The sequence below is a fragment of the Streptomyces sp. NPDC002845 genome, assembly GCF_053591955.1.
Genome location: NZ_JBSFUU010000035.1, coordinates 65,433 through 84,484, shown reverse-complemented (window position 1 = coordinate 84,484; position 19,052 = coordinate 65,433). Strand labels below are relative to the sequence as shown.

Annotated in this window: 18 protein-coding genes and 1 pseudogene; 8 read left to right on the top strand and 11 right to left on the bottom strand. The window is 72.0% G+C overall.

The window, feature by feature from the left end; all coding sequences use genetic code 11:
- The first annotated feature begins 205 nt into the window (after positions 1-205).
- The 3 genes from ACWD3C_RS25300 (at position 206) to ACWD3C_RS25290 (ending at position 2,825) form a co-directional block, all read left to right on the top strand.
- Positions 206-430, top strand: a complete 225-nt coding sequence (locus tag ACWD3C_RS25300; RefSeq protein WP_451147604.1) for a P27 family phage terminase small subunit — start codon at positions 206-208, stop codon at positions 428-430.
- A 138-nt stretch (positions 431-568) separates the two neighbouring features.
- Complete coding sequence (locus tag ACWD3C_RS25295) at positions 569-1,369, top strand: DUF6415 family natural product biosynthesis protein (protein ID WP_451147602.1); 801 nt, start codon at positions 569-571, stop codon at positions 1,367-1,369.
- A 388-nt stretch (positions 1,370-1,757) separates the two neighbouring features.
- The gene (locus ACWD3C_RS25290) at positions 1,758-2,825 is read left to right on the top strand and encodes a glycerophosphodiester phosphodiesterase family protein (RefSeq protein ID WP_451147600.1); all 1,068 of its coding nucleotides are present in this window, start codon (positions 1,758-1,760) and stop codon (positions 2,823-2,825) included.
- Positions 2,826-2,897: 72 nt separating this feature from the next.
- Here the strand turns inward: ACWD3C_RS25290 and ACWD3C_RS25285 are convergent, their stop codons facing one another.
- A complete protein-coding gene (locus tag ACWD3C_RS25285) occupies positions 2,898-3,884 on the bottom strand; it encodes a VOC family protein (protein WP_451147598.1) in 987 nt (328 codons plus the stop codon).
- A gap of 21 nt (positions 3,885-3,905) precedes the next feature.
- On the opposite strand from ACWD3C_RS25285, the gene ACWD3C_RS25280 reads away from it, so the two are divergent.
- On the top strand, positions 3,906-4,526 hold the full coding sequence (locus ACWD3C_RS25280) for a CGNR zinc finger domain-containing protein (protein ID WP_451147596.1): 621 nt from the start codon (positions 3,906-3,908) through the stop codon (positions 4,524-4,526).
- A gap of 46 nt (positions 4,527-4,572) precedes the next feature.
- Here ACWD3C_RS25280 and ACWD3C_RS25275 read toward each other — a convergent pair whose 3' ends face one another.
- The 6 genes from ACWD3C_RS25275 to ACWD3C_RS25250 form a co-directional block, all read right to left on the bottom strand.
- Positions 4,573-5,373 carry a slipin family protein gene (locus ACWD3C_RS25275; RefSeq protein WP_451147594.1) on the bottom strand — a complete coding sequence of 267 codons (801 nt, stop codon included), beginning with the start codon at positions 5,371-5,373 and terminating at the stop codon, positions 4,573-4,575.
- Positions 5,370-6,725: an NfeD family protein gene (locus ACWD3C_RS25270; RefSeq protein WP_451147592.1), complete on the bottom strand. Its 1,356-nt coding sequence runs from the start codon at positions 6,723-6,725 to the stop codon at positions 5,370-5,372. The genes ACWD3C_RS25275 and ACWD3C_RS25270 overlap by 4 nt, the downstream gene beginning before the upstream one ends.
- A 286-nt stretch (positions 6,726-7,011) precedes the next feature.
- The gene (locus tag ACWD3C_RS25265) at positions 7,012-8,142 is read right to left on the bottom strand and encodes an XdhC family protein (RefSeq protein WP_451147590.1); all 1,131 of its coding nucleotides are present in this window, start codon (positions 8,140-8,142) and stop codon (positions 7,012-7,014) included.
- On the bottom strand, positions 8,135-10,255 hold the full coding sequence (locus ACWD3C_RS25260; protein WP_451147588.1) for a xanthine dehydrogenase family protein molybdopterin-binding subunit: 2,121 nt from the start codon (positions 10,253-10,255) through the stop codon (positions 8,135-8,137). Before ACWD3C_RS25260 ends, ACWD3C_RS25265 begins: the two co-directional genes overlap by 8 nt.
- Positions 10,252-11,244, bottom strand: coding sequence for an FAD binding domain-containing protein (locus ACWD3C_RS25255; protein WP_451147586.1), 993 nt, complete (start codon positions 11,242-11,244; stop codon positions 10,252-10,254). The genes ACWD3C_RS25260 and ACWD3C_RS25255 overlap by 4 nt, the downstream gene beginning before the upstream one ends.
- A complete protein-coding gene (locus tag ACWD3C_RS25250; protein WP_451147584.1) occupies positions 11,241-11,795 on the bottom strand; it encodes a 2Fe-2S iron-sulfur cluster-binding protein in 555 nt (184 codons plus the stop codon). The genes ACWD3C_RS25255 and ACWD3C_RS25250 overlap by 4 nt, the downstream gene beginning before the upstream one ends.
- Before the next feature lie 252 nt (positions 11,796-12,047).
- Here ACWD3C_RS25250 and ACWD3C_RS25245 point away from each other — a divergent pair, with 252 nt between their 5' ends.
- The gene (locus ACWD3C_RS25245; protein WP_451147582.1) at positions 12,048-12,626 is read left to right on the top strand and encodes a TetR/AcrR family transcriptional regulator; all 579 of its coding nucleotides are present in this window, start codon (positions 12,048-12,050) and stop codon (positions 12,624-12,626) included.
- Positions 12,530-13,060, top strand: a complete 531-nt coding sequence (locus ACWD3C_RS25240; protein ID WP_451147635.1) for an enolase C-terminal domain-like protein — start codon at positions 12,530-12,532, stop codon at positions 13,058-13,060. Before ACWD3C_RS25245 ends, ACWD3C_RS25240 begins: the two co-directional genes overlap by 97 nt.
- Here ACWD3C_RS25240 and ACWD3C_RS25235 read toward each other — a convergent pair whose 3' ends face one another.
- Positions 13,061-13,639, bottom strand: coding sequence for a DUF3152 domain-containing protein (locus tag ACWD3C_RS25235; RefSeq protein ID WP_451147580.1), 579 nt, complete (start codon positions 13,637-13,639; stop codon positions 13,061-13,063).
- Positions 13,640-14,165: 526 nt separating this feature from the next.
- Here ACWD3C_RS25235 and ACWD3C_RS25230 point away from each other — a divergent pair.
- Positions 14,166-14,405: pseudogene (locus ACWD3C_RS25230) on the top strand (alpha/beta fold hydrolase); the annotation flags it as partial.
- A gap of 21 nt (positions 14,406-14,426) precedes the next feature.
- On the opposite strand, the gene ACWD3C_RS25225 reads toward ACWD3C_RS25230, so the two are convergent.
- From ACWD3C_RS25225 to ACWD3C_RS25215, 3 genes are all read right to left on the bottom strand, one after another.
- Positions 14,427-16,067, bottom strand: a complete 1,641-nt coding sequence (locus ACWD3C_RS25225) for a thiamine pyrophosphate-binding protein (protein ID WP_451147578.1) — start codon at positions 16,065-16,067, stop codon at positions 14,427-14,429.
- Positions 16,064-16,849: a cyclase family protein gene (locus ACWD3C_RS25220; RefSeq protein ID WP_451147576.1), complete on the bottom strand. Its 786-nt coding sequence runs from the start codon at positions 16,847-16,849 to the stop codon at positions 16,064-16,066. The genes ACWD3C_RS25225 and ACWD3C_RS25220 overlap by 4 nt, the downstream gene beginning before the upstream one ends.
- Positions 16,850-16,938: 89 nt before the next feature.
- Positions 16,939-17,124, bottom strand: coding sequence for a hypothetical protein (locus ACWD3C_RS25215; protein ID WP_451147574.1), 186 nt, complete (start codon positions 17,122-17,124; stop codon positions 16,939-16,941).
- 308 nt (positions 17,125-17,432) lie between these two features.
- Between ACWD3C_RS25215 and ACWD3C_RS25210 the strand changes: the two genes are divergently transcribed.
- The gene (locus ACWD3C_RS25210; RefSeq protein ID WP_451147572.1) at positions 17,433-19,007 is read left to right on the top strand and encodes an acyl-CoA carboxylase subunit beta; all 1,575 of its coding nucleotides are present in this window, start codon (positions 17,433-17,435) and stop codon (positions 19,005-19,007) included.
- The last annotated feature ends 45 nt before the right edge of the window (positions 19,008-19,052 follow it).

The following is a 19,052-nucleotide window of genomic DNA, read 5'->3' as shown; positions in this document are numbered from 1 at the left end:
GGCATGCCCAGAGCGTTCCACACGAAGCCAGGCCGGCAACAAGCAGGAAGTGGAGCCCGTCAGTAGCTGACATGTAGATGGCCAATGCGCCCGCCTTGGTGACGATGACAGTGTTTGACCGGTCCTCTGTGGTCAACACCCAGTCCACCCGGAGCCACACTGGGCGGCCCAGGTCGTGCAGACGTGGGTCAACGATGCGGAGCCGGTGCCTGACGAGGGGAAGATCGGGCCGCCCGCGTGGCTGGTCGACCTGGACGCTGAGGGGGAGGACAGCACGGAGTCGGCGCTGGACGTGTGGCGGCGCCTGGTCCCGGACCTGATCCGCAAGCGGGTGCTGACGCCGTGGGACGTGGAGGCGTTCGCGGTGTTCTGCGATGCGGTGACCGGCTACCGGCGGACCGCGGTGCAGCCCGACGACAGATGCCTGTGAGCAGACACGCCCATGCGTCACCGAGCTGACGCGCCGCTTCGACGCCCACCTCGCCGAGCCGACAGCAGCTCCACCGAGACGAGCGGCGAGGTGGTCGCCTCCCGGGGCGCGGCCGAACGCTGTGGAGGAGCGCCGACAGTGACCGTTTCTACCACCCGCCCGAACACCACGGCAGAGACGCCCGCCCTGCCCGTCGACATCGAGACGATGCGCGCCGGTGCGCGCCGCCTCCTCGGCCCGGACGACGGGCCCGGCATGCTGCCCCCGCCCGCCGACGAGATGAACACCCTCACTCGCCTCCTGCGCGGGCACCTGGAACTGCTCGCCCCCGAGGTGGAGCAGGCCGCCGGGGAACTCAAGGAGGGGAGCATCCTCCGCTACAGCGCGCTCGGGTGCGTGTGGGAAGCGCGCAGCAGGCTTGAGGCCGAGCCCGGCCGCAGGTACGGCGGGGCCGCCGGTCACGCCCGGCGCCTGGCCCGTGTACTGAACGTCCTGTGCGACCACTACGAGACGCTGACCCAGCCGGTGACGTGCCTGCGCTGCGACGGGCCGATCAGCGACCTCTCCGAATCCCTGACACATGATCACGTCAGTTTTCCGGAGGCCGGCTCTCCGGCCGCATCCACGCCGGCTGCGCGTACGAGACCCAGGCTCGGGGCGCGTCATGACCTCGGCCGTACGCTTCTGCCGCCACTGCGGCGAGCCGGTCAACGACCCGGAACGCCGTGTACCTCGGCCACGAGCCGGGCAGCTCCGGCCCCGGCTGGGACATCTACGCACACCGCGAGCATGCCGATCTCGTCGGCCCGGACCCGGACCCGGACGCGATCCGCATCCTGGCCCGCGTCCTGCTCGCGCGGGCCGCACGGCCCGACTGGACGCCCGTCCCGCTGGAGGACCGGAAACCTCCGGCGGGGCGGGTCCCGGGCCCGTCCGTAGCCCCCCGCTGCGGGAGGAACCGGAAACCTCCCCGCAGCGGGGCCGCTTTGCGTCTGCCCGGGGGTTGCCACCGTTTCACACATATCTCACAACCTGTGCGTGAGATGACGTCCGACCGGCCCGGGACCAGCGCGTTTCGCCTGACATTGGCCGATGGAAAGCTCACGTGGGTCGGTAGAGAGGATCTCGACACGCTCCTGCCGGAGTTGAGACGCCTCGTCGAGGGCGGGCCCGGTCGGTGAGCGGCAGGTAGGCGGCCGGGCCGCCGTCGGGCAGGCCCCATGGATTCCCCGAGTGTTCACGCCATCCTCGCGTCGAGGCTGTCGCACATGCCGAGGGCCCCACTACCGTCCTGCGGTCATCCGATACCGACACGAGTGAGGTTTCGATGTCCGCAGGACATGCCCTCGTCGGCCTGGCCGCCCTGCCCATGCTCGCCTTACCTGTGGCCGCGCACGCGACATCCGCCGAGGCCACCGGTGTGCGGCCCCAGCAGACCCGCTTCGATCTGCAGGCCCACCGCGGCGGACTCGGCATGACCACCGAGAGCTCCCTGGAAGGGTTCGGCAAGGCACTGCGGCTGGGGGTCTCCACCCTGGAACTGGACACCCAGGTGACCAGGGACCTCAAGGTGGTCGTCACCCACGACCGGCAGGTCAGCGCCCAGAAGTGCCGCGACACGGCGCCGGTCACGCCGGGCGACCCGCAGTACCCGTACGTCGGGAAGTACATCAAGGACCTGACCCTGGCGCAGATCAGGACCATGGACTGCGGCTACCGGCAACTGCCCGGCTTCCCCGAGCAGGAGCAGATCAAGGGGCTGCGGATGATCGAGCTCAAGGACGTCCTCGACCTGGTGAAGAGCTACCGGGCCAAGGGGGTCAAGCTCAACATCGAGACGAAGGTCGAGGCGGGTGCGCCCGAACAGACCGCGCCACGCGAGGTGTTCGTGCGTCGCGTGTACGAGGAGATCCGCGCCTCGGGCATCGAACGCCAGGTCACCATCCAGTCCTTCGACTGGGGCGCGCTGAAGGCCATGCACCGGCTCACGCCGAGGTGGCCGCTGGTGGCGCTGCCGAACTACGACTTCCTCCAGGTCGGCCAGCCCGGCGCCTCCCCGTGGCTCGGCGGGATCGACGCCGACGACTACGACGGGGACTTCGTGAAGGCGGCCGCCACCGTCCCCGGCGTCAGGGCCCTCTCCCCCAACTACGGCATCCCGCAGGGCGGCAAGGTCGGCGACCCGGGCTTCCGCTTCTACGCCGACCGGGCCATGGTCGCCGCGGCGCACGCCCGGGGCCTGAAGGTCGTCCCGTGGACCTGCGACGACCCGGCCACGGTAGAGGCCCTGATGGACATGGGCGTCGACGGCATCATCACCGACTACCCCGACCGCGTACGGCAGATCATGGCCGATCGCGGGATGCGCCTGCCCGAGGCGTACGGCCCACGCTGACCCGATCCCCGGCGGGGCCTGCCGGAACGCTCCGGGGTTCCGGCAGGCCCCACCACGTTCTGCGCGACCGGCTCACGCGTGTTCGGGTGTGCTGATCTCGATCAGGTTGCCGTCGGGGTCGCGCACATACGTGCTGATGATGGGCCCTTGAGCGCCGGTGCGCGGTACGGGGCCTTCCTCCACGGGGACGCCGCAGGCGCTCAGGTGGTCGAGGACCCGCTGTTGGGGCACGTCGGTCAGCAGGCACAGGTCCGCGCTGCCGGGAGTGGGACGCGTGGCGCGCGGGAGGAGTTCGCGGCCGGCCTCGTGAAGGTTGATCCTGCTGGTGCCGAAGACCAGCGCCCGGCGGCCCTCCCCGAAGGTCACCGGGCGCATACCGAGGACGCGCTCGTAGAAGTCGACGGTCCGCTCGATGTCGGCGACGGTGAGCACCAGGTGGTCGAGCGCGGCGATCCGTACACCGGGCGCGGGCGCGTCCGTGCCGACGGGCTCAGACGGTTGCGTGCCGAGCTGCCGGTCGCAGGCCTCTCGCGCCGCCGCGGACAGCAGGTCGCCCGCGCGGGCGAAGAACCGGCGCAGGCTCGGTCCGTGCAGTGCGGCCAGCTCTTGGTTGTGCGCCAGGACGTCGAGTTCATTTGCGGCCGTGATGTCGAGGAAGGCCCGCAGGTCCGTCTCGGCGACGGTGTGCTCCCTGCCCGTGAAGCGGTCCCGGAACGTCACCTCCGTGGCCCCGTCGATGCGCGGGTAGACGAACCCGCGGTCGCAGCTCGCGTACAGGTGGACCAGCGTCTCGGCCCGCTCGCCGATGAGTTCGGCCAGCACCGCGCGCTCGGTGACCGGCAGCAGGGCCTGGTCGAAGCCGTCCGTCCCGTATGCCGCATGGCACAGCCCCGCGGCCTGGACGTCGGGGTCGGCTCCCCACTCCGCCAGGAGCCTGCGGACGCGGCCCAGGTGTTCCAGCAGGGTGCCTCCGGGATGGGGCATCCGATCGGTTCCCCGGTCCTTCAGGAACGCTTCGACGGACGGCCAGTGGATCGCGTGTTCGGATTCCTCGGTCACGTCACGAGTTGTAGTCGTGACGTGACCGAACAGGCAACCCGGCCCGGCGCCGTACCCGCGGCACCCGCGGACGAACTCGCGTTCGACTTCCACTCGGGCCGCCTGTGTCTGGCCTTCGTGGCCACGGTCGGCGAGCGTCGGCGCGGCCGTCACGAACGCCTGCGGAACCCCTCCGACCTGGCCCGCTGGTACCGGGAGGCGGGTCTGCTGGACGAGCCCGTCGCGATCACGTCCGAGGGGCTGGAGGCGGCCCGTGTCCTGCGGGAGGCGATCCACCGCCACGCCCGGTACGTCATCGACGGACGGCCGCCCGCCGCCGGGGACGAGGCGCTGATCAACGCAGCCGCCGCGGCTCCTCCGCTGGTCCCCGTCCTCCGGTCCGGCACCGGCCGCCTGACCCTCCCGGCGACCGGAGCCGAGCGGGCCGCGCTCAGCACGCTCGCCCGCGACGCGATCGACCTGTTCTCCGGCACCGCCGCCGACCGCATCCGTGAATGCGCCGACCCCGAGTGCGGTCTGCTGTTCGTCGACACCAGCCGCCCCGGCAGACGCCGCTGGTGCTCCAGCAGCGCCTGCGGCGGCAAGGACCGCGCGGCCGCCTATCGCCGCCGGAAGCGCGCGCGGTCGCCGGAGGAGGAGTAGGAGCAGAGCACCGTCCGGGAACTTGGTGGGGTTCAACGCCGATGAATCACCGCTTGCCGCTTTCCACGGACTTGGTGCCGGTGCGGTCCTCGTCCACACGGAGCTTGTCCAGGACGCGGAGGACCTCCATCGGCAGCGGGAAGATGAGGGTGGAGTTCCGCTCCGACGAGATCTCGGACATGGTGGACAGGATCCGCAGGTGGAGGGCGGCGGGGTGGTCCTCCAGCCGTTCCGCGGCGTCGCTGAGCGTCTGGGCCGCCTCGAACTCGCCCTTGGCGTGGATGACCTTGGCGCGCCGGTCGCGTTCGGACTCGGCCTGCCGGGCCATGGCGCGCCGCATGCTCTCCGGCAGTTCCACGTCCTTGACCTCGACCAGGGTCACCTTCACACCCCACGGGTCGGTGACGCCGTCGATGATCTGCTGCAGCCGCTGGTTGATCTCGTCCCGGTTGACCAGGAGTTCGTCCAGGTCGATCTGGCCGAGGATACTGCGCAACGTCGTCTGGGCGATCTGCGAGGTGCCCTTGACGTGGTCCTCGATGGCAACGACGGAGCGGTTGGGGTCGACGACGTTGAAGTAGGTGACGGCGTTGACCCGGACGGTGACGTTGTCCTTGGTGATGATGTCCTGCGGCGGGATGTCCATGGTCACGGTCCGCAGCGAGACCCGGACCAGCCGGTCGACGAACGGGATGATCAGGAACAGGCCCGGCCCTTTGGCACCGATGATGCGGCCCAGGCGGAAGATCACCCCGCGTTCGTACTCGGGCACGATCCGCACCGACATCAGGGCGAGCAGCACGATGAAGGCCGCCACCAGAACGATGGTGAGCAGGGTGGAACTCATGGCTGGTCCTCCTGGTCTTGGGAATCGGCCTCGACGGGCCCGACCGGCTCGACGATCAGGCGCAGGCCGTCGAGGTCCACGGTTCGTACGCGCCGGCCCTCGGGGACCTGGGCGCCGTCGGACGTACGTACGGCCCACCACGCGCCGTCCAGAGAGATCTGGCTCCCGGCCCGCACGGTCGCTTCCCTGCCGACCAGGGCGGACGTGCCGGACGCGGGCGGGGCGCGGCGGGCCCGCCAGGCGAGGCGCCCGGCGAGCAGCGCACCGCCTCCGGCGACCAGGGCGGTGGGCCACAGCACCGCGGGGTCGACCTCGACGTCTCCGCGGAAGAGGAACACCCCGGCGAGCAGCAGGGAGAGCGCGCCACCGGCGGCGAAGACCCCGATGCCGGCGGTGAACACCTCGCCGATGAACAGCACGGCGGCCAGGGCGAGCAGCACCAGGCCGGCGGCGTTGAAGGGCAGCACGCTCAACGCGATCAGGCCCAGGGCGACCAGGAGAACACCGGCGATGCCCGCGAACCCCACGCCCGGGATGGCCAGTTCATACAGGAGCGCCAGCATGCCGATCACGAGGAAGAGGTAGGCGAGTTCGGGGCTGGCCAGCCACTGGCGCAGTTCACCGAAGAACCCGAGGTCGTGCGCGACCGTGGTGGCTCCGGCCGTGCAAAGCGTTCGCTCGGCGCCGGAGTCGAGGGTCACCCGCTGCCCGTCGATCCGGTCGAGCAGTTCCGCGCGCGAACCGGCCGTCACGTCGGCGATGTTCCGGAGCACCGCCTCCCGGTTGGCGACCGCCTCGCCCTCGCGCACCATGTTCTCGGCGAACTCCGCGTTCCGGCCGCGCCGTTCGGCGATGGAGACGGCGAAGGCGGCCGCGTCCTCGACCACCTTCCCGCTGGTCTCACCCCCGCTGGAGGTGACCGGAGTGCCCGCGCCGAGGTGGGTGCCGGGTGCCATGGCCAGGATGTGCGCGGACAGGGAGATGTACGCCCCTGCCGAGGCGGCACGCGCACCCGAGGGCGTGACATGGACGACCACCGGGACCTCCGCGCCCAGCAGTGTCTGGACGATGTCCCGCGTGGACTCCAGCAGGCCGCCGGGCGTGTCGATCTCGATCAGCAGAGCCTGGTGTCCGTCGTCCTCGGCGATGCGCACGCCGTCCGCCACATGGTCCGCCATGACCGGCGTGATGCTGTCGTCCACCCGGGTGACCAGGACCGTGGGCCCCTGGGCCGCGCTCACGCCCGGAGCGGCCAGCAGACAGAGCAGGAGAGCGACCAGGGCCGCGCCGATCGGCCGGAACCGGAAACGGAAACGGAGCCGGGACCGGGACGACGAGCGGGACAGAGACACGGGCACCCCCTCTGCTGCGGCTCGCCCAGCCTTGTCGGGCCTCGTCGGCCGGGTACCCGGCCGGGCAGGGGGGACACGGGGCACCGGCCTGCGAGAGCCGGTCGCGCGGCAACAGGAAGCCGCCGGTCGAGGGCACGCTCGCCCGACCGCGTCGGTACGGTCGGCGCGGTCTGTGGACCTTCCGCTTCACCTCTTGACCCGCCTTGTCGTAGGTGCCCGGCAGGGTTCCGTCCTTGAAGTGCTCCGGGCCTGTTTCCGTACATCCCGGCCTGTCCCCATCCCGCCTTCAGGCGGCCGCCACGACACCCCGCTCTCGCCCGTCCCGGTGGATCGGCGTCCCCGATCCGGTCAGCGGTACGCCCGTCCCGCCCCGCCGGGTCGCGACGATCTCCGCCGCGATGGACAGCGCGGTCTCCTCGGGCGTACGGGCGCCGAGGTCGAGGCCGATCGGGGACCTCAGCCGGGCCAGCTCCCGTTCGCCGAGGCCGGCTTCCCGCAGCCGTCGGTCGCGGTCGGCGTGGGTGCGGCGCGAGCCCATGGCGCCGACGTACGCGACCGGCATGCGCAGGGCGGTCTCCAGCAGGGGGACGTCGAACTTGGCGTCGTGGGTGAGGACGCACAGGACCGTGCGGGAGTCGGTCTCCGTGCGCCGCAGGTAGCGGTCGGGCCAGTCGACCACGATGTCGTCCGCCTCGGGGAAGCGGGCCCGGGTGGCGAAGACGGGGCGGGCGTCGCACACGGTCACGTGGTAGCCGAGGAACTTGCCCGTGCGTACGAGCGCCGCGGCGAAGTCGATCGCCCCGAAGATGATCAGGCGGGGTGGCGGCACGCTCGACTCGACGAGCAGCGTGAGGCCGCCGGGGCAGTGCGAGCCGTCCTCGGAGAGCGTGACGGTGCCGGTGCGGCCGGTGTCCAGCATGGCCCGTGCCTCGGCCGCCGCCGTGCGGTCCAGTTCGACGTGACCGCCGAGACCGCCTTCGTACGAGCCGTCGGGGTGCACGAGCAGTGCGTGGCCGAGGAGTTCGGCCGGGCCCCGGGTGACGCGGGCGAGGGCCGCCGCCCCGTCCCGAGCGGCGGTCGCGAGCGCCTTCGTGACGGGCGTGTCCGCGCCGACCGGAGTGACCAGGACGTCGATGACCCCGCCGCAGGTCAGGCCGACCGCGAAGGCGTCCTCGTCGCTGTATCCGAACCGTTCGAGCACGGTCTCGCCGTCCTGGAGCGCCTGGACGCACAGGTCGTACACCGCTCCCTCGACGCAGCCGCCGGAGACCGAGCCGACGGCCGTGCCCGCGCTGTCGACGGCGAGGGCGGCGCCGGGAGGGCGCGGGGCGCTGCCGCCGACGGCCACGACGGTGGCGACGGCGAAGGCCCGGCCTTCCTCGGCCCAGCGGGTCAGCTCCTCGGCGAGGTCAAGCATCCTGCGCCCCGGTCATGAGGACGCGGTCCGGCCTGATCGGCAGGCTCCGGTGGCGTACGCCGGTCGCGTGCCAGACCGCGTTGGCGATGGCCGCCGCGGCGCCGACGACGCCGATCTCGCCGATGCCCTTGATGCCGACCGGGTCGTCCGGGTCCGGGTCGTCGATCCAGTCCGCCTCGATGGCGGGTACGTCGGCGTGCGCGGCGAGGTGATAGCCCGCGAGGTCCGCGCCGACGTGGCCGCCAGAGGCCTGGTCCCTGATCGCCTCCTCGTGCAGGGCCATGGAGATGCCCCAGGTCATTCCGCCGATGAGCTGGTTGCGGGCGGTGAGCGGATTGACGATGCGGCCGGCCGCGAAGATGCCTAGCATGCGCCGGACGCGTACCTCTCCGGTGGTGACGTCGACGGCGACCTCGGCGAACTGTGCTCCGAAGGAGTGCCGTTCCTTCTGTGCGAGGGCGCCGATGGCGTCGGTCGTGTCCGAGCGGACCGTGATGCCCTCCGGTGGAATGCCGCCGCCCAGGGCCAGTCGCTCCCGCAGTTCGCGTGCGGCGGCCGTGATCGCCCAGGCCCAGGAGCGGGTGCCCGCGGAGCCGCCGGCGATCCACGCCGGGCCGAAGTCGCTGTCCCCGATCCGGACGTGAATGCGGTCCGGTGCCTCCTGGAGCGCGTCGGCGGCGATCAGGGTGAGCGCGGTCCGCGCCCCGGTCCCGATGTCCGACGCGGTGATCCGCACGGTGAAGGTGCCGTCCGCCTCCGCGGTGATGGCCGCCGTGGACGGCATGGCCATCGCGGGGAAGGAGGCCGCCGCTGTTCCGGTGCCGAGCAGCCAGCGTCCGTCTCGCCGCAGGCGGGGCCGCGGGTCCCGGTCCGCCCAGCCGAACCTGCGGGCGCCCTCCTGGAGGCAGGCGAGCAGGTTGCGGCCCGCGAAGGGCAGCCCGGAGACGGGGCCCCGCTCGGGCTCGTTGCGGGCGCGCAGCGCGATCGGGTCGACGCCGCACTTCTCGGCGAGTTCGTCGAGTGCCGCCTCCAGCGCGAACGACCCCGGCGCCTCACCGGGCGCGCGCATCCAGGTCGGCGACGGCACGTCCAGCCGTACGACCCGGTTGGCGGTGTGGTGGGCGTCGGCGTCGTACATCACGCGTCCCACTCCGGCGCTCGGCTCCACGAACTCGTACACGGTGGACGTGTGGCTCAGGGAACTGTGCTCCAGCGCGCGCAGCCGCCCGTCGGTGCCGGCGCCGAGCCTGATGTGCTGCGTCGTGGGGCTGCGGTGGCCGGCGAGCGTGAACATCTGACGCCGGGACAGTACGACCCTGACCGGGCGCTGGAGGACGGTCGTGGCCATCACGGCGGCGACCTGGTGGGCGCGGAGCCCCTTGGACCCGAAGCCGCCGCCGACGTGTTCGGACAGCACGCGCACCGAGGCCGGGTCGAGCGAGAACATCTTCGCCAGCTCGTCCGCGACCCACATGCTGCTCTGGTTGGAGTCGACGACTTCGAGCCGGCCCCCGTCCCAGCGGGCCGTCACGGCGTGCGGCTCCATGGGGCTGTGGTGCTCTTCCGGGGTGGTGTACTCGGCGTCCACGACGACGGCGGACGCGGCGAGTCCGGATTCCAGGTCTCCCTTCTCCACCACCGCCGGCACGTGGGAGTCCACGGCGTACGCGTCCGGGTGCCCGGCGGAGAGCGCGACGTCGTGCGGCTCCTCTTCGTAGTGCACCACGAGCGCCTCGGCGGCCTCCCTGGCCTGCTCGGGCGTCCCGGCGACGACCAGCGCCACCGGCCAGCCCAGGTGCGGTACCCGGTCGTGCTGGAAGACGGCGATGGTCGGGTCCGGCGGAACTCCCAGCGTGCCGGTGTAGTCGGTCTCGACGCGCGGGGCGTTCCCGTGATGCAGGACGGCCAGGACGCCGGGCATCTCCAGGACGGCGGCGGTCTCCACCGAGCGGATGCGGCCGCGGGCAACGGAGGACAACGCCAGCCAGCCGTGGGCGAGTTCGGCGAAGGGGATCTCTCCCGCGTAGCGGGCGGCTCCGGTGACCTTGTCCCGGCCCTCCACGCGGGAGTGCGCGGTGCCGACGGAGCCCTTCAGGGGTGTGACGGTGGTCATCGGGCCGCCTCCTCGGCGAGTCCGGTCAGCTCGGCGATCACGAGGTTGCGTATCAGGGTCACCTTGTATCCGTTGTGGGGCAGGGGTGCGGCGGCGGCCAGTTCGGCGTCCGCGGCGGCCGCGAAGGTCTCGGCGCCGGCCGGTGCCCCGGTCAGTACGCGCTCGGCTTCGCGGGCCCGCCACGGCCGGGACGCGACCGCCCCGAAGGCGAGCCGCACTTCGCGTACGACTCCGCCCCGGACGTCGAGCGCGGCGGCGATCGAGCCGATCGCGAAGGCGTACGAGGCGCGCTCGCGCACCTTCCGGTAGCGGGACTTGGCGGCGACCGGGGCGGGCGGCAGGGTGACACCGGTGATCAGCGCCCCCGGCGGCAGGTTGGTCTCCAGATGCGGGGTGTCTCCCACGGGCCGATAGAACTCGGTGAGCGGCAACTCGCCCGGCCCGTAGGCCGTTTCGTACGAGACGACGGCGTCGAAGGCGGCCAGTGCCACTCCCATGTCCGAGGGGTGGGTGGCCACGCAGTGGTCGGAGGCGCCCAGGATGGCGTGGTTGTGGTGCTCGCCCTCGACGGCGGGGCAGCCGCTGCCGGGGACGCGCTTGTTGCAGGGCCGGGTCACGTCGGCGAAGTAGCCGCAGCGGGTGCGCTGGAGCAGGTTCCCGCCGACCGTGGCCATGTTGCGCAGCTGTCCGGAGGCGCCGGCCAGTACCGCCTGCGCCAACGCCGGGTAGCGGCGGCGGACTTCGGGGTGGACGGCGAGGTCGCTGTTGGTGACGGTGGCGCCGATGTGCAGAGCGTCATCCTCCGTCACCTCGATCTGGTCCAAGGGCAGTTCACGTACGTCGACGAGCCGGGCGGGCCGTTCGACGCCGGTCTTCATCAGGTCGACGAGGTTGGTGCCGCCGCCGAGGAAACGCGCGTCCGGGTCGGCGTCGAGCAACGCGACCGCGCCGGAGACGTCGTACGCCCTCTGATAGCCGAACTCCCTCATGCCGCGGCCCCCTTCGAGGTCTCCTCGGTCGCGGCCGCGCGGGCGACCGCCTCGACGATCGACACATAGGCGCCGCAGCGGCACAGGTTGCCGCTCATCCGTTCCCGGATCTCGTCGGCAGTCAGCGGTGGTGGGCCCGCTTCCGGGCGTACGTCGTCGGTGACGGCGCTCGGCCAGCCCGCCGCGTGTTCCTCGATCACCGCGACGGCCGAACAGATCTGACCGGGCGTGCAGTAGCCGCACTGGTAGCCGTCGAGGTCGAGGAACGCCTGCTGCACCGGGTGCAGTCGGTCGCCCTCGGCCACACCTTCGATGGTGGTGATCTCGCGCCCCTCGGCGGCGACGGCGAGTTGGAGGCAAGAGACGGTCCTGCGTCCGTCGACCAGGACGGTGCAGGCACCGCATTGCCCCTGGTCGCAGCCTTTCTTGGTGCCGATTAAGTCGAGGTGCTCGCGCAGGGCGTCGAGCAGTGTGGTGCGGTGGTCGACGGACAGTGGGTACTTCTCGCCGTTGATGTTCAGGGTGAGGGTGCCGGACGTCAATGAGGCCATGGTCGGTCTTCTTTCGCGTATCCGGACCGGTATCGGTCTCGGCATCGGCATCGGCATCGGCATCGGTATGAAGCGACGATTCGCGCAGGCGGCGGCATCAGGAGACGTATCGAGAGCCGCGCGGGGAGACGGGGAGACAGGGGCCCCGCTAGAGTGGACTCAAACGGACAGCTGTCCGCTTCACTGGAAACGTACCGGACGACTGTCCGCTTAGCAAGGACGGGCGCGACCACCAGCCCGCGAGGAGGACGAGTGCGGCAGACGAAGGACGGCCCTCTTCGCTCGGACGCGCAGCGGAATCGCGAGCGCATCCTGGAAGTGGCGCTGGTCGAGTTGACGCGTTCCGCGGACGCACCGCTGAGTGCGATCGCGAAGAAGGCTGGTGTCGGACAGGGCACGTTCTACCGCAACTTCCCCAACCGCGAATCACTCGTCCTTGAGGTCTACCGCTACGAGATGCAGCAAGTCGCCGACGCCGCCGTCCAGTTGCTGGAGACGCGCGAACCGGACCAGGCCCTGCGGGAGTGGATGGACCGCCTCGCCCAGTTCGCCATGGCGAAGGCCGGCCTCGCGGACGCCATCCGCCAGGCCACCGGCGGGCCGGGAAGCCCGGCGAGACCGGGACACTCCCCGGTGACCTCCGCGGTCGAACTCCTCCTCCGCGCGGGCGAGGACGCCGGCACCATCCGCCCGGGAGCGACCGCGGACGACTTCTTCCTCGCCATCGCCGGCCTCTGGACAATCGCCCCCGACACCGACTGGCAACCACGCGCCACCCGCCTCCTGGACCTCGTCATGGACGGCCTGCGCGCGGGGGCTCCCGGGCGCTGACCGCATGCTTCAAGGCCCCCACCGGCCGAGATTTCCGAGATCGAGGAGGCCGCGCGGCTCGACGGCGTCGGCGAGCGGAGGCCTTCCCCGGCAGCCGTTGCGGCTGGACCCGACACGGCCTGGACGGTGGGGACGTCGAGGTATGTCGCTCGCGAACTCGTCGGCGTTCTGGAGTCGCCGCGGCCGTCGCCAACCTCGACCACTCCTGCGACACGCACTACCCGTGGAACTCGGCCGACGACGTGATCGTCCCCGGCGCCCTGGAACCGCGCGACGGCGAGGTCGAGGTCCCCACCGGCCCCGGCCTCGGCCTGGAACTCGACCACGACGCCCTCGACCGGCTGTACGTGGACTCCGGCATGCGCGGCCGCGACGACACCGGCTGTATGCACCGTATCCGCCCGGAGTACGAAGCCAGACTGTCTCGCTGGTGATCATGGCACCGCGGGGCCGCCTATGTACGTCCCGTCCCGCTCGTAGGGCCATGCGTTGGCCACGCAGCCCTTGAGGCCCTTGATCTGCTGCATCATGACCGGCGCGCGGGCACCCGCCCGCGGGCAGGTCTCGTGGCCGCGGCCCAGGCGGTGGCCGACCTCGTGGTTGATGATCAGCGCGCGGTACTCCTCGATGGGGCCGGGGAACCGGGGTGAGCCGGACGTCCATCGTTTGAGGTTGACGATGACATCGTTGCCCACACGGCAGTTGACCTCGCCGCCGGTGTCCAGTCCGGCCGCGCCGCAGAGCTTGTCCACGGTCTTCGGGGTGGCGATCTTCACGGTGAAGTCCGCCGTGGCGGACGCGCTCGGTTCGAAGGCCCACTCGCCGCCGGCGGTCCAGCCGCGCGGGTCGTCGAGCACCTTCCGTACGGTGAGCGCCTCCCGGTCGGCGTCCAGGCCGGTGCTGTTCTCCACCTGCACCCGGTAGGTCAGCATGTTGCCGCCGCCGGACCGCGCGGTGTCCGTCGTCCGCCCTGCTCCGGCTTCGGTCTGGGCCGTCGTGAAGCGGGCGGACACGGCGGGAGCGCTCGATGCCGTACTGATCCGAAGGGCCACCACGAGGACGACGGCCGTCGCGGCGGCCAGCCCTAAGCCGACGGCCGTCGCCCGCAACAGTCGCCCACGGCCAGATGTCGTGAGGCGACGATGATGTGCTGCGTCCACCCGTGTCCCCGTCCGTGTCGGTGTCGGTGTCTGTACCGGTGTCTGATCGGTCTCTGTATCGGTGTCTGATCGGTCTCTGTATCGGTGTCGCTGCCCTGAGGACTGTGCGTACGGCAGTCCGATCGCAAAGACGTTCTTGGACGGACGAAGGTTCATCGCGGCGGAGAGCGCAGAAGGGGAGCACAGAACGCGCGGGCGCGGGCGCGCCGCATGGTCGCCCGGTCGCCGAGGGCCAGGGCCGCTCGGGCGGTGAGGCACCATAGGGCCTCGTGGAGGAAGCCGCGGGGCGGGTCGGGGTCCGGCTCAACGCCGTGGCCGCCTGGGCCCGTTGCCCCTGTTGGATGGGCAGCAGGGGGCGTACGGTCCCCAGTCGGTGTGCTCTTCCGCCGGCATCGACGTCGACCACGACCAGGCCGACCGGGACATCGCCAACCGGCTGCGGATGCCCGTCACCGTGCTCCAGCAGGACTGGAGCGCGGCCCTCGGCCTCGACGCCGCCGCGCGGTGGTGTGCCTGGGCCGACGACCTGCGGCACACCACCGTCGGCCACGGTCACTTCATGGCCGAGGAGGCACCGGACGACATCGCCAAGGCCTTGCGGGACATGCTGAGCCGCTGAGCCGAGTGTGCCGGGGGCCGCTCAGTGCCCCCGGAACGCCTCCTCCAGCCACCAGGCCCCGCGGTCGCGGACCACCTTGGCGTCGATGAGCAGCGGCGCGGAGCGGGGCCCGGCGACCCAGTCCTCGACGGCCTTGAGATCCGCCCGGGTGCGCACGGTGACCGCCTCGAAGCCGTAGCCACGCGCCACGGCGGCGATGTCGGTCGGCGGGAACCGGACCGTGTCGAGGGGGTGTCCGTCGGGCCCGAAGTGGTGCACTTCGGCTCCGTAGGCGTCGTCGTTGTAGACGACGACCACCATCGGCAGCCCGAGCCGGCGGACCGTGTCGAGTTCGGCGGCGCCCATCAGCGCGCCGCCGTCCCCGAGGGCGGCGACGGGAAGCCGGTCCGGCCGGGCCAGTGCCGCGCCGATGGTGGTCGCCAGGCCCAGGCCGATCGACTGGAACGCCTGGGTGAAGCAGAAGCCGTGGTGGTCCGGCACCGACAGATACGCGCTCGGGTAGCCCATGAAGTTGCCGGAGTCCACGCCGATCACCCGCTCGCCGGGGAGGATGTCGTCGAGGACGATGGTCAACGTCCGCGGGTCGATCCGCTCGCGGCCGCTCGTGTCCTCGTACGGCACGTCCCGCCACCGCCCGCGTGCGGCGAGGGCGGCGCCGACCTCGGCGGTCCGGTAGCCCTGCCGTCCGCCGTCGCCCGCGTCGAGCACGCGCCGCGCGGTGAGTTCCACGTCGCCGGTGACGCCGAGGTCCGGTTCCCGGTGCGCGCCGAGCGCGGACGTGTCGTCGTCGACCTGCACGACGGTCGCCTCCGGCCCGATCAGCCGGCCGTGCCGCATGGTCCACATGTTGAGTGCGCAGCCCCAGCCCACGATCAGGTCCGCCCCCTGGATCAGTTCGGCCGCCAAGGGGGACGAGAAGCCGCCGGAGATGTCGAGCGACCAGGGGTTGCCGTGGAACAGGCCGCGGGCGACGGCGGAGGTCGCCGACAGCGCGCCGTAGCGCTCGGCGAGCTCCGTCAGGGCTTCCCGGCAGCCGGGCCCGCGTGCTCCCCGCCCGGCCACGAAGACCGGCCGTCGGGCCCGGCCGAGCAACCGCGCCAACGCCGTCACGTCGGCCGCCGTCGGCTCGACCGCTCGCCGTGCGGGCGGCGGCGCGGCCCGCGCCAGGGCGCCGTCGGGCACGTCCAGGTCCTGCACGCGCAGCGGGAGGTTGAGCAGCACGGTGCGCCGTTCGTGCAGGGCTCGCCGCACCGCGGCACAGGCCTGCTCGACCGCGTCCCGCGCCGATGTGACCCGCTCCGTGACCGCGCCCACCGCGTGCGCCAACGCCTCTTGGTCGACGTGGAAGTTGGACCTCGGTTCGGTGACCTCGGCCGCCAGTACGAGGAGCGGGGTACGGCTCTTGGCCGCCTCGGCGATTCCGGTGACGGCGTTCGTCAGGCCGGGCCCCTGGTGGACGCTGAGCGCCGCCACGGTGCCGCTCGTCCGCGCGTACGCGTCGGCCATCGTCGCCGCGCCGCCCTCGTGGCGTGCGGCGACGAAACGCGCGCCCGTCGCGACCAGGGCGTTGGTCAGATGGAAGTTGCCCGAACCGACCACGCCGAAGACATGGTCGACCCCGGACGCCGACAGCGCCCGGCCGACCGCTTCCGCGACCTTCATGAGCGCTCCACCAGGGCCAGCACGCGCGCGGGAGCCCCGGAGCCCGTGACGATGGGCAGCGGTCCCGCGATGACGACGGCGCCGGTCGGCGGCAGCGCCGCCAGGTTCCGCAGCTGGGTCAGCCCGTACTTGTCGCTGCCCATGAGGTAGGAGTGGCAGGGGAAGGCCGGATCGAAGGAGTGCGCGCGTCCTGCGTCGGTGCCCACCGTCTCGACGCCGAGGCCGGTCACCGGCGACTCCTGTGCCACCCATCGGGCGCACTCGGGCGACAGGCCTGGGGTGTGCGGGCCGTTCTCGTCCGCGTTGAGGAACGTCTCCTGTGCGTGCGAGCGGGCGTCCCAGCCGGTGCGCAGCAACAGCCAGCCGCCCTCGGGCAGCGGGCCGTTGTCGGCCTCCCATGCCTTCACATGGTCCACTTCGACGAGGAAGTCCGGGTCCTGCTCCGCCTCGGCGGTGAAGTCCAGCACCGCCGCCGGTGCGATCAGCCGGCGTGCCGGCACCGAGGCCACGTCGGCGAGGTCCTTCCCGGTGACCCAGTGGTTCGGTGCGTCGAAGTGGGTGCCGGTGTGCTCACCGCTGCGGAAGTTGTTCCAGTACCAGGCCGGCCCCCGGTCGTCGTACCTGCTGATCTCCTCCAGTTCGAACACGGCGGTCTGGCCGAACTCGGGCGGCAGCTGGATCACCGGCGTGGACGACGACAACGGCGACGTGAGGTCGACGACATCGATCGACCCGTCCCGCAGCCCTGACACCAACGCGGCGAGGACGGACGGCTCGGACATGGGGCCTCCTCAGGACGGTGCTGGAACCGACAGCATCCCAGCCCGGTGTGACGGTCGTGCAGGGGAAGACGATGCCGAGGCCCTCGACCTCACATGGGCCACTGCGGATCGGTGCTCGTGGCGTGGCCGACGAACCTGCTGCAGGCGTTGCCGGACGGCGAGGCCGACGTGGCAAGGATGCCCGCCCACCATGACGCGGCGTTGACGTCCTGGAGCTGGATGACCAGCGTGTCCCGCTCGTCGAGGACGGCGGTCGGGCGCAGTCGCGGTGCCATCGAGTCACCGCAGATCACCTCCGAGCGCGCTGCCGACCCGGGCTCGCCGGTCCGGCCGCTGCCTCGCCCGTGAGCCGTCGCCGCCCCTGCTTGCTCGGTCTCCACTCGACCGCCACGCGCGGGCCTGCGGACAGGACCAAGGAACGCCGCCGACGGCCGTTCGGCCCTGGCGGGCAAGCGCCCGGCGGTCCTTGTCACACGGGGATGAAATTCCGTTCCGGAGGACTCAATTCCCCCACACAGAACGGCGATCCGCCCGGCCCCCCGCCGCCGCGCTGCCATATTCGACACCCATTTCGGAGGTGGTTGTGAGCAAAGAGGCGGCAACATCCGGCCCGGGGGAAACGGCGGCGCACGCGCCCGGGCGCACCGCGGAACGCATCGTCGGCCTGGCCCGCCGTCAGGAGCAGGCGCTGGAGCCGGGCGGGCCGAGGAGACGCGGGATGTTCGGGGCGCGGGAGCGGATCGACCGGCTGCTGGACAAGGACTCCTTCACCGAGACCGGCCTGTTCGTCCGCGCCCGGCCCACCGGGGACGGCGCCCGCCGCCCCTACGGCGACGGGGTGGTCACCGGGTACGGCACGATCGACGGGGCTCCGGTGTGCGTGTTCGCCCAGGACTCCACGGTCTTCGGCGGCAGCATGGGCGAGGCCTTCGGCGAGAAGACCGTCGCCCTGATGGACCTCGCCCTGAAGACCGGCTGCCCGGTCGTCGGGCTCAACGACTCCGGCGGCGCCCGTATCCAGGAGGGTGTCGCCTCGCTCGCCCTCTACGCCGAGCTGGTGCGCCGCAATGTGCAGGCGTCCGGGGTGATCCCGCAGATCTCGGTCATCCTGGGGCCGTGCGCGGGCGGGGCCGCCTACTCGCCGGCGATCACCGACTTCACGGTGATGGTGGACGGCGCCTCGCACATGTTCGTCACCGGCCCCGACGTCATCGAGGCGGTCACCGGCGAACGCACCACCGCCGAGGACCTGGGCGGCGCCCGCGCCAACAACACCGTCAACGGCAACGCGCACTTCCTCGCCGCCGACGAGGAGGACGCCCTCGACACCGTACGCGACCTGCTCTCGTACCTCCCGGCCAACAACCTGGAGCGGCCCCCGGAGTACGCCCCCGGGGACACCTCCGCGGGGGACGGGCTCGACGCGGTCGTCCCGGACCGGCTGGGCGAGGCCTACGACATGCGGGAGATCCTGCGGGCGGTGGTCGACGACGGTGAACTGCTGGACGTGCAGGAGCTGTTCGCGCCGAACATCATCTGCGCCCTGGCCCGCGTCGAGGGCCGCTCGGTCGGTGTCGTCGCCAACCAGCCGCTGCACTCCGCCGGAGTCCTCGACATCGACGCCTCCGAGAAGGCCGCCCGCTTCGTACGGTTCTGCGACGCGTTCGGCGTCCCACTGCTGACCTTCGCCGATGTTCCGGGCTATCTGTCCGGCGTACGGCAGGAGCATTCCGGCATCATCCGGCGCGGCGCCAAGCTGTTGTACGCCTACGCCGAGGCGACCGTCCCCAAGGTCACGGTGGTGGTGCGCAAGGCGTACGGCGGCGGGTACGCGGTGATGGGCTCCAAGCACCTCGGGGCCGACGTCAACCTCGCCTGGCCCACCGCCCGTATCGCCGTCATGGGCGCCGAGGGGGCGGTGGGCGTCCTGCACCGGCGCGAACTCGCCGCCGCCGACGATCCCGAGGCGCTGCGCGCCCGCCTGGTCGCCGCGTACGAGAGCACTCACGGCACCCCCTACCTCGCCGCCGAACGCGGCTACGTCGACGCCGTCATCGCCCCGCGCGACACCCGCGACCACGTGTGCCGGGCCCTGCGCGCGCTGCGCGGCAAACGCGCGCCCATGCCGCAGCGCCGGCACGGCAACATCCCGCTCTAGCCCGTTACCCGGCCCGTTTCCAGCCGGTCAAGGACCCGCCAAGCC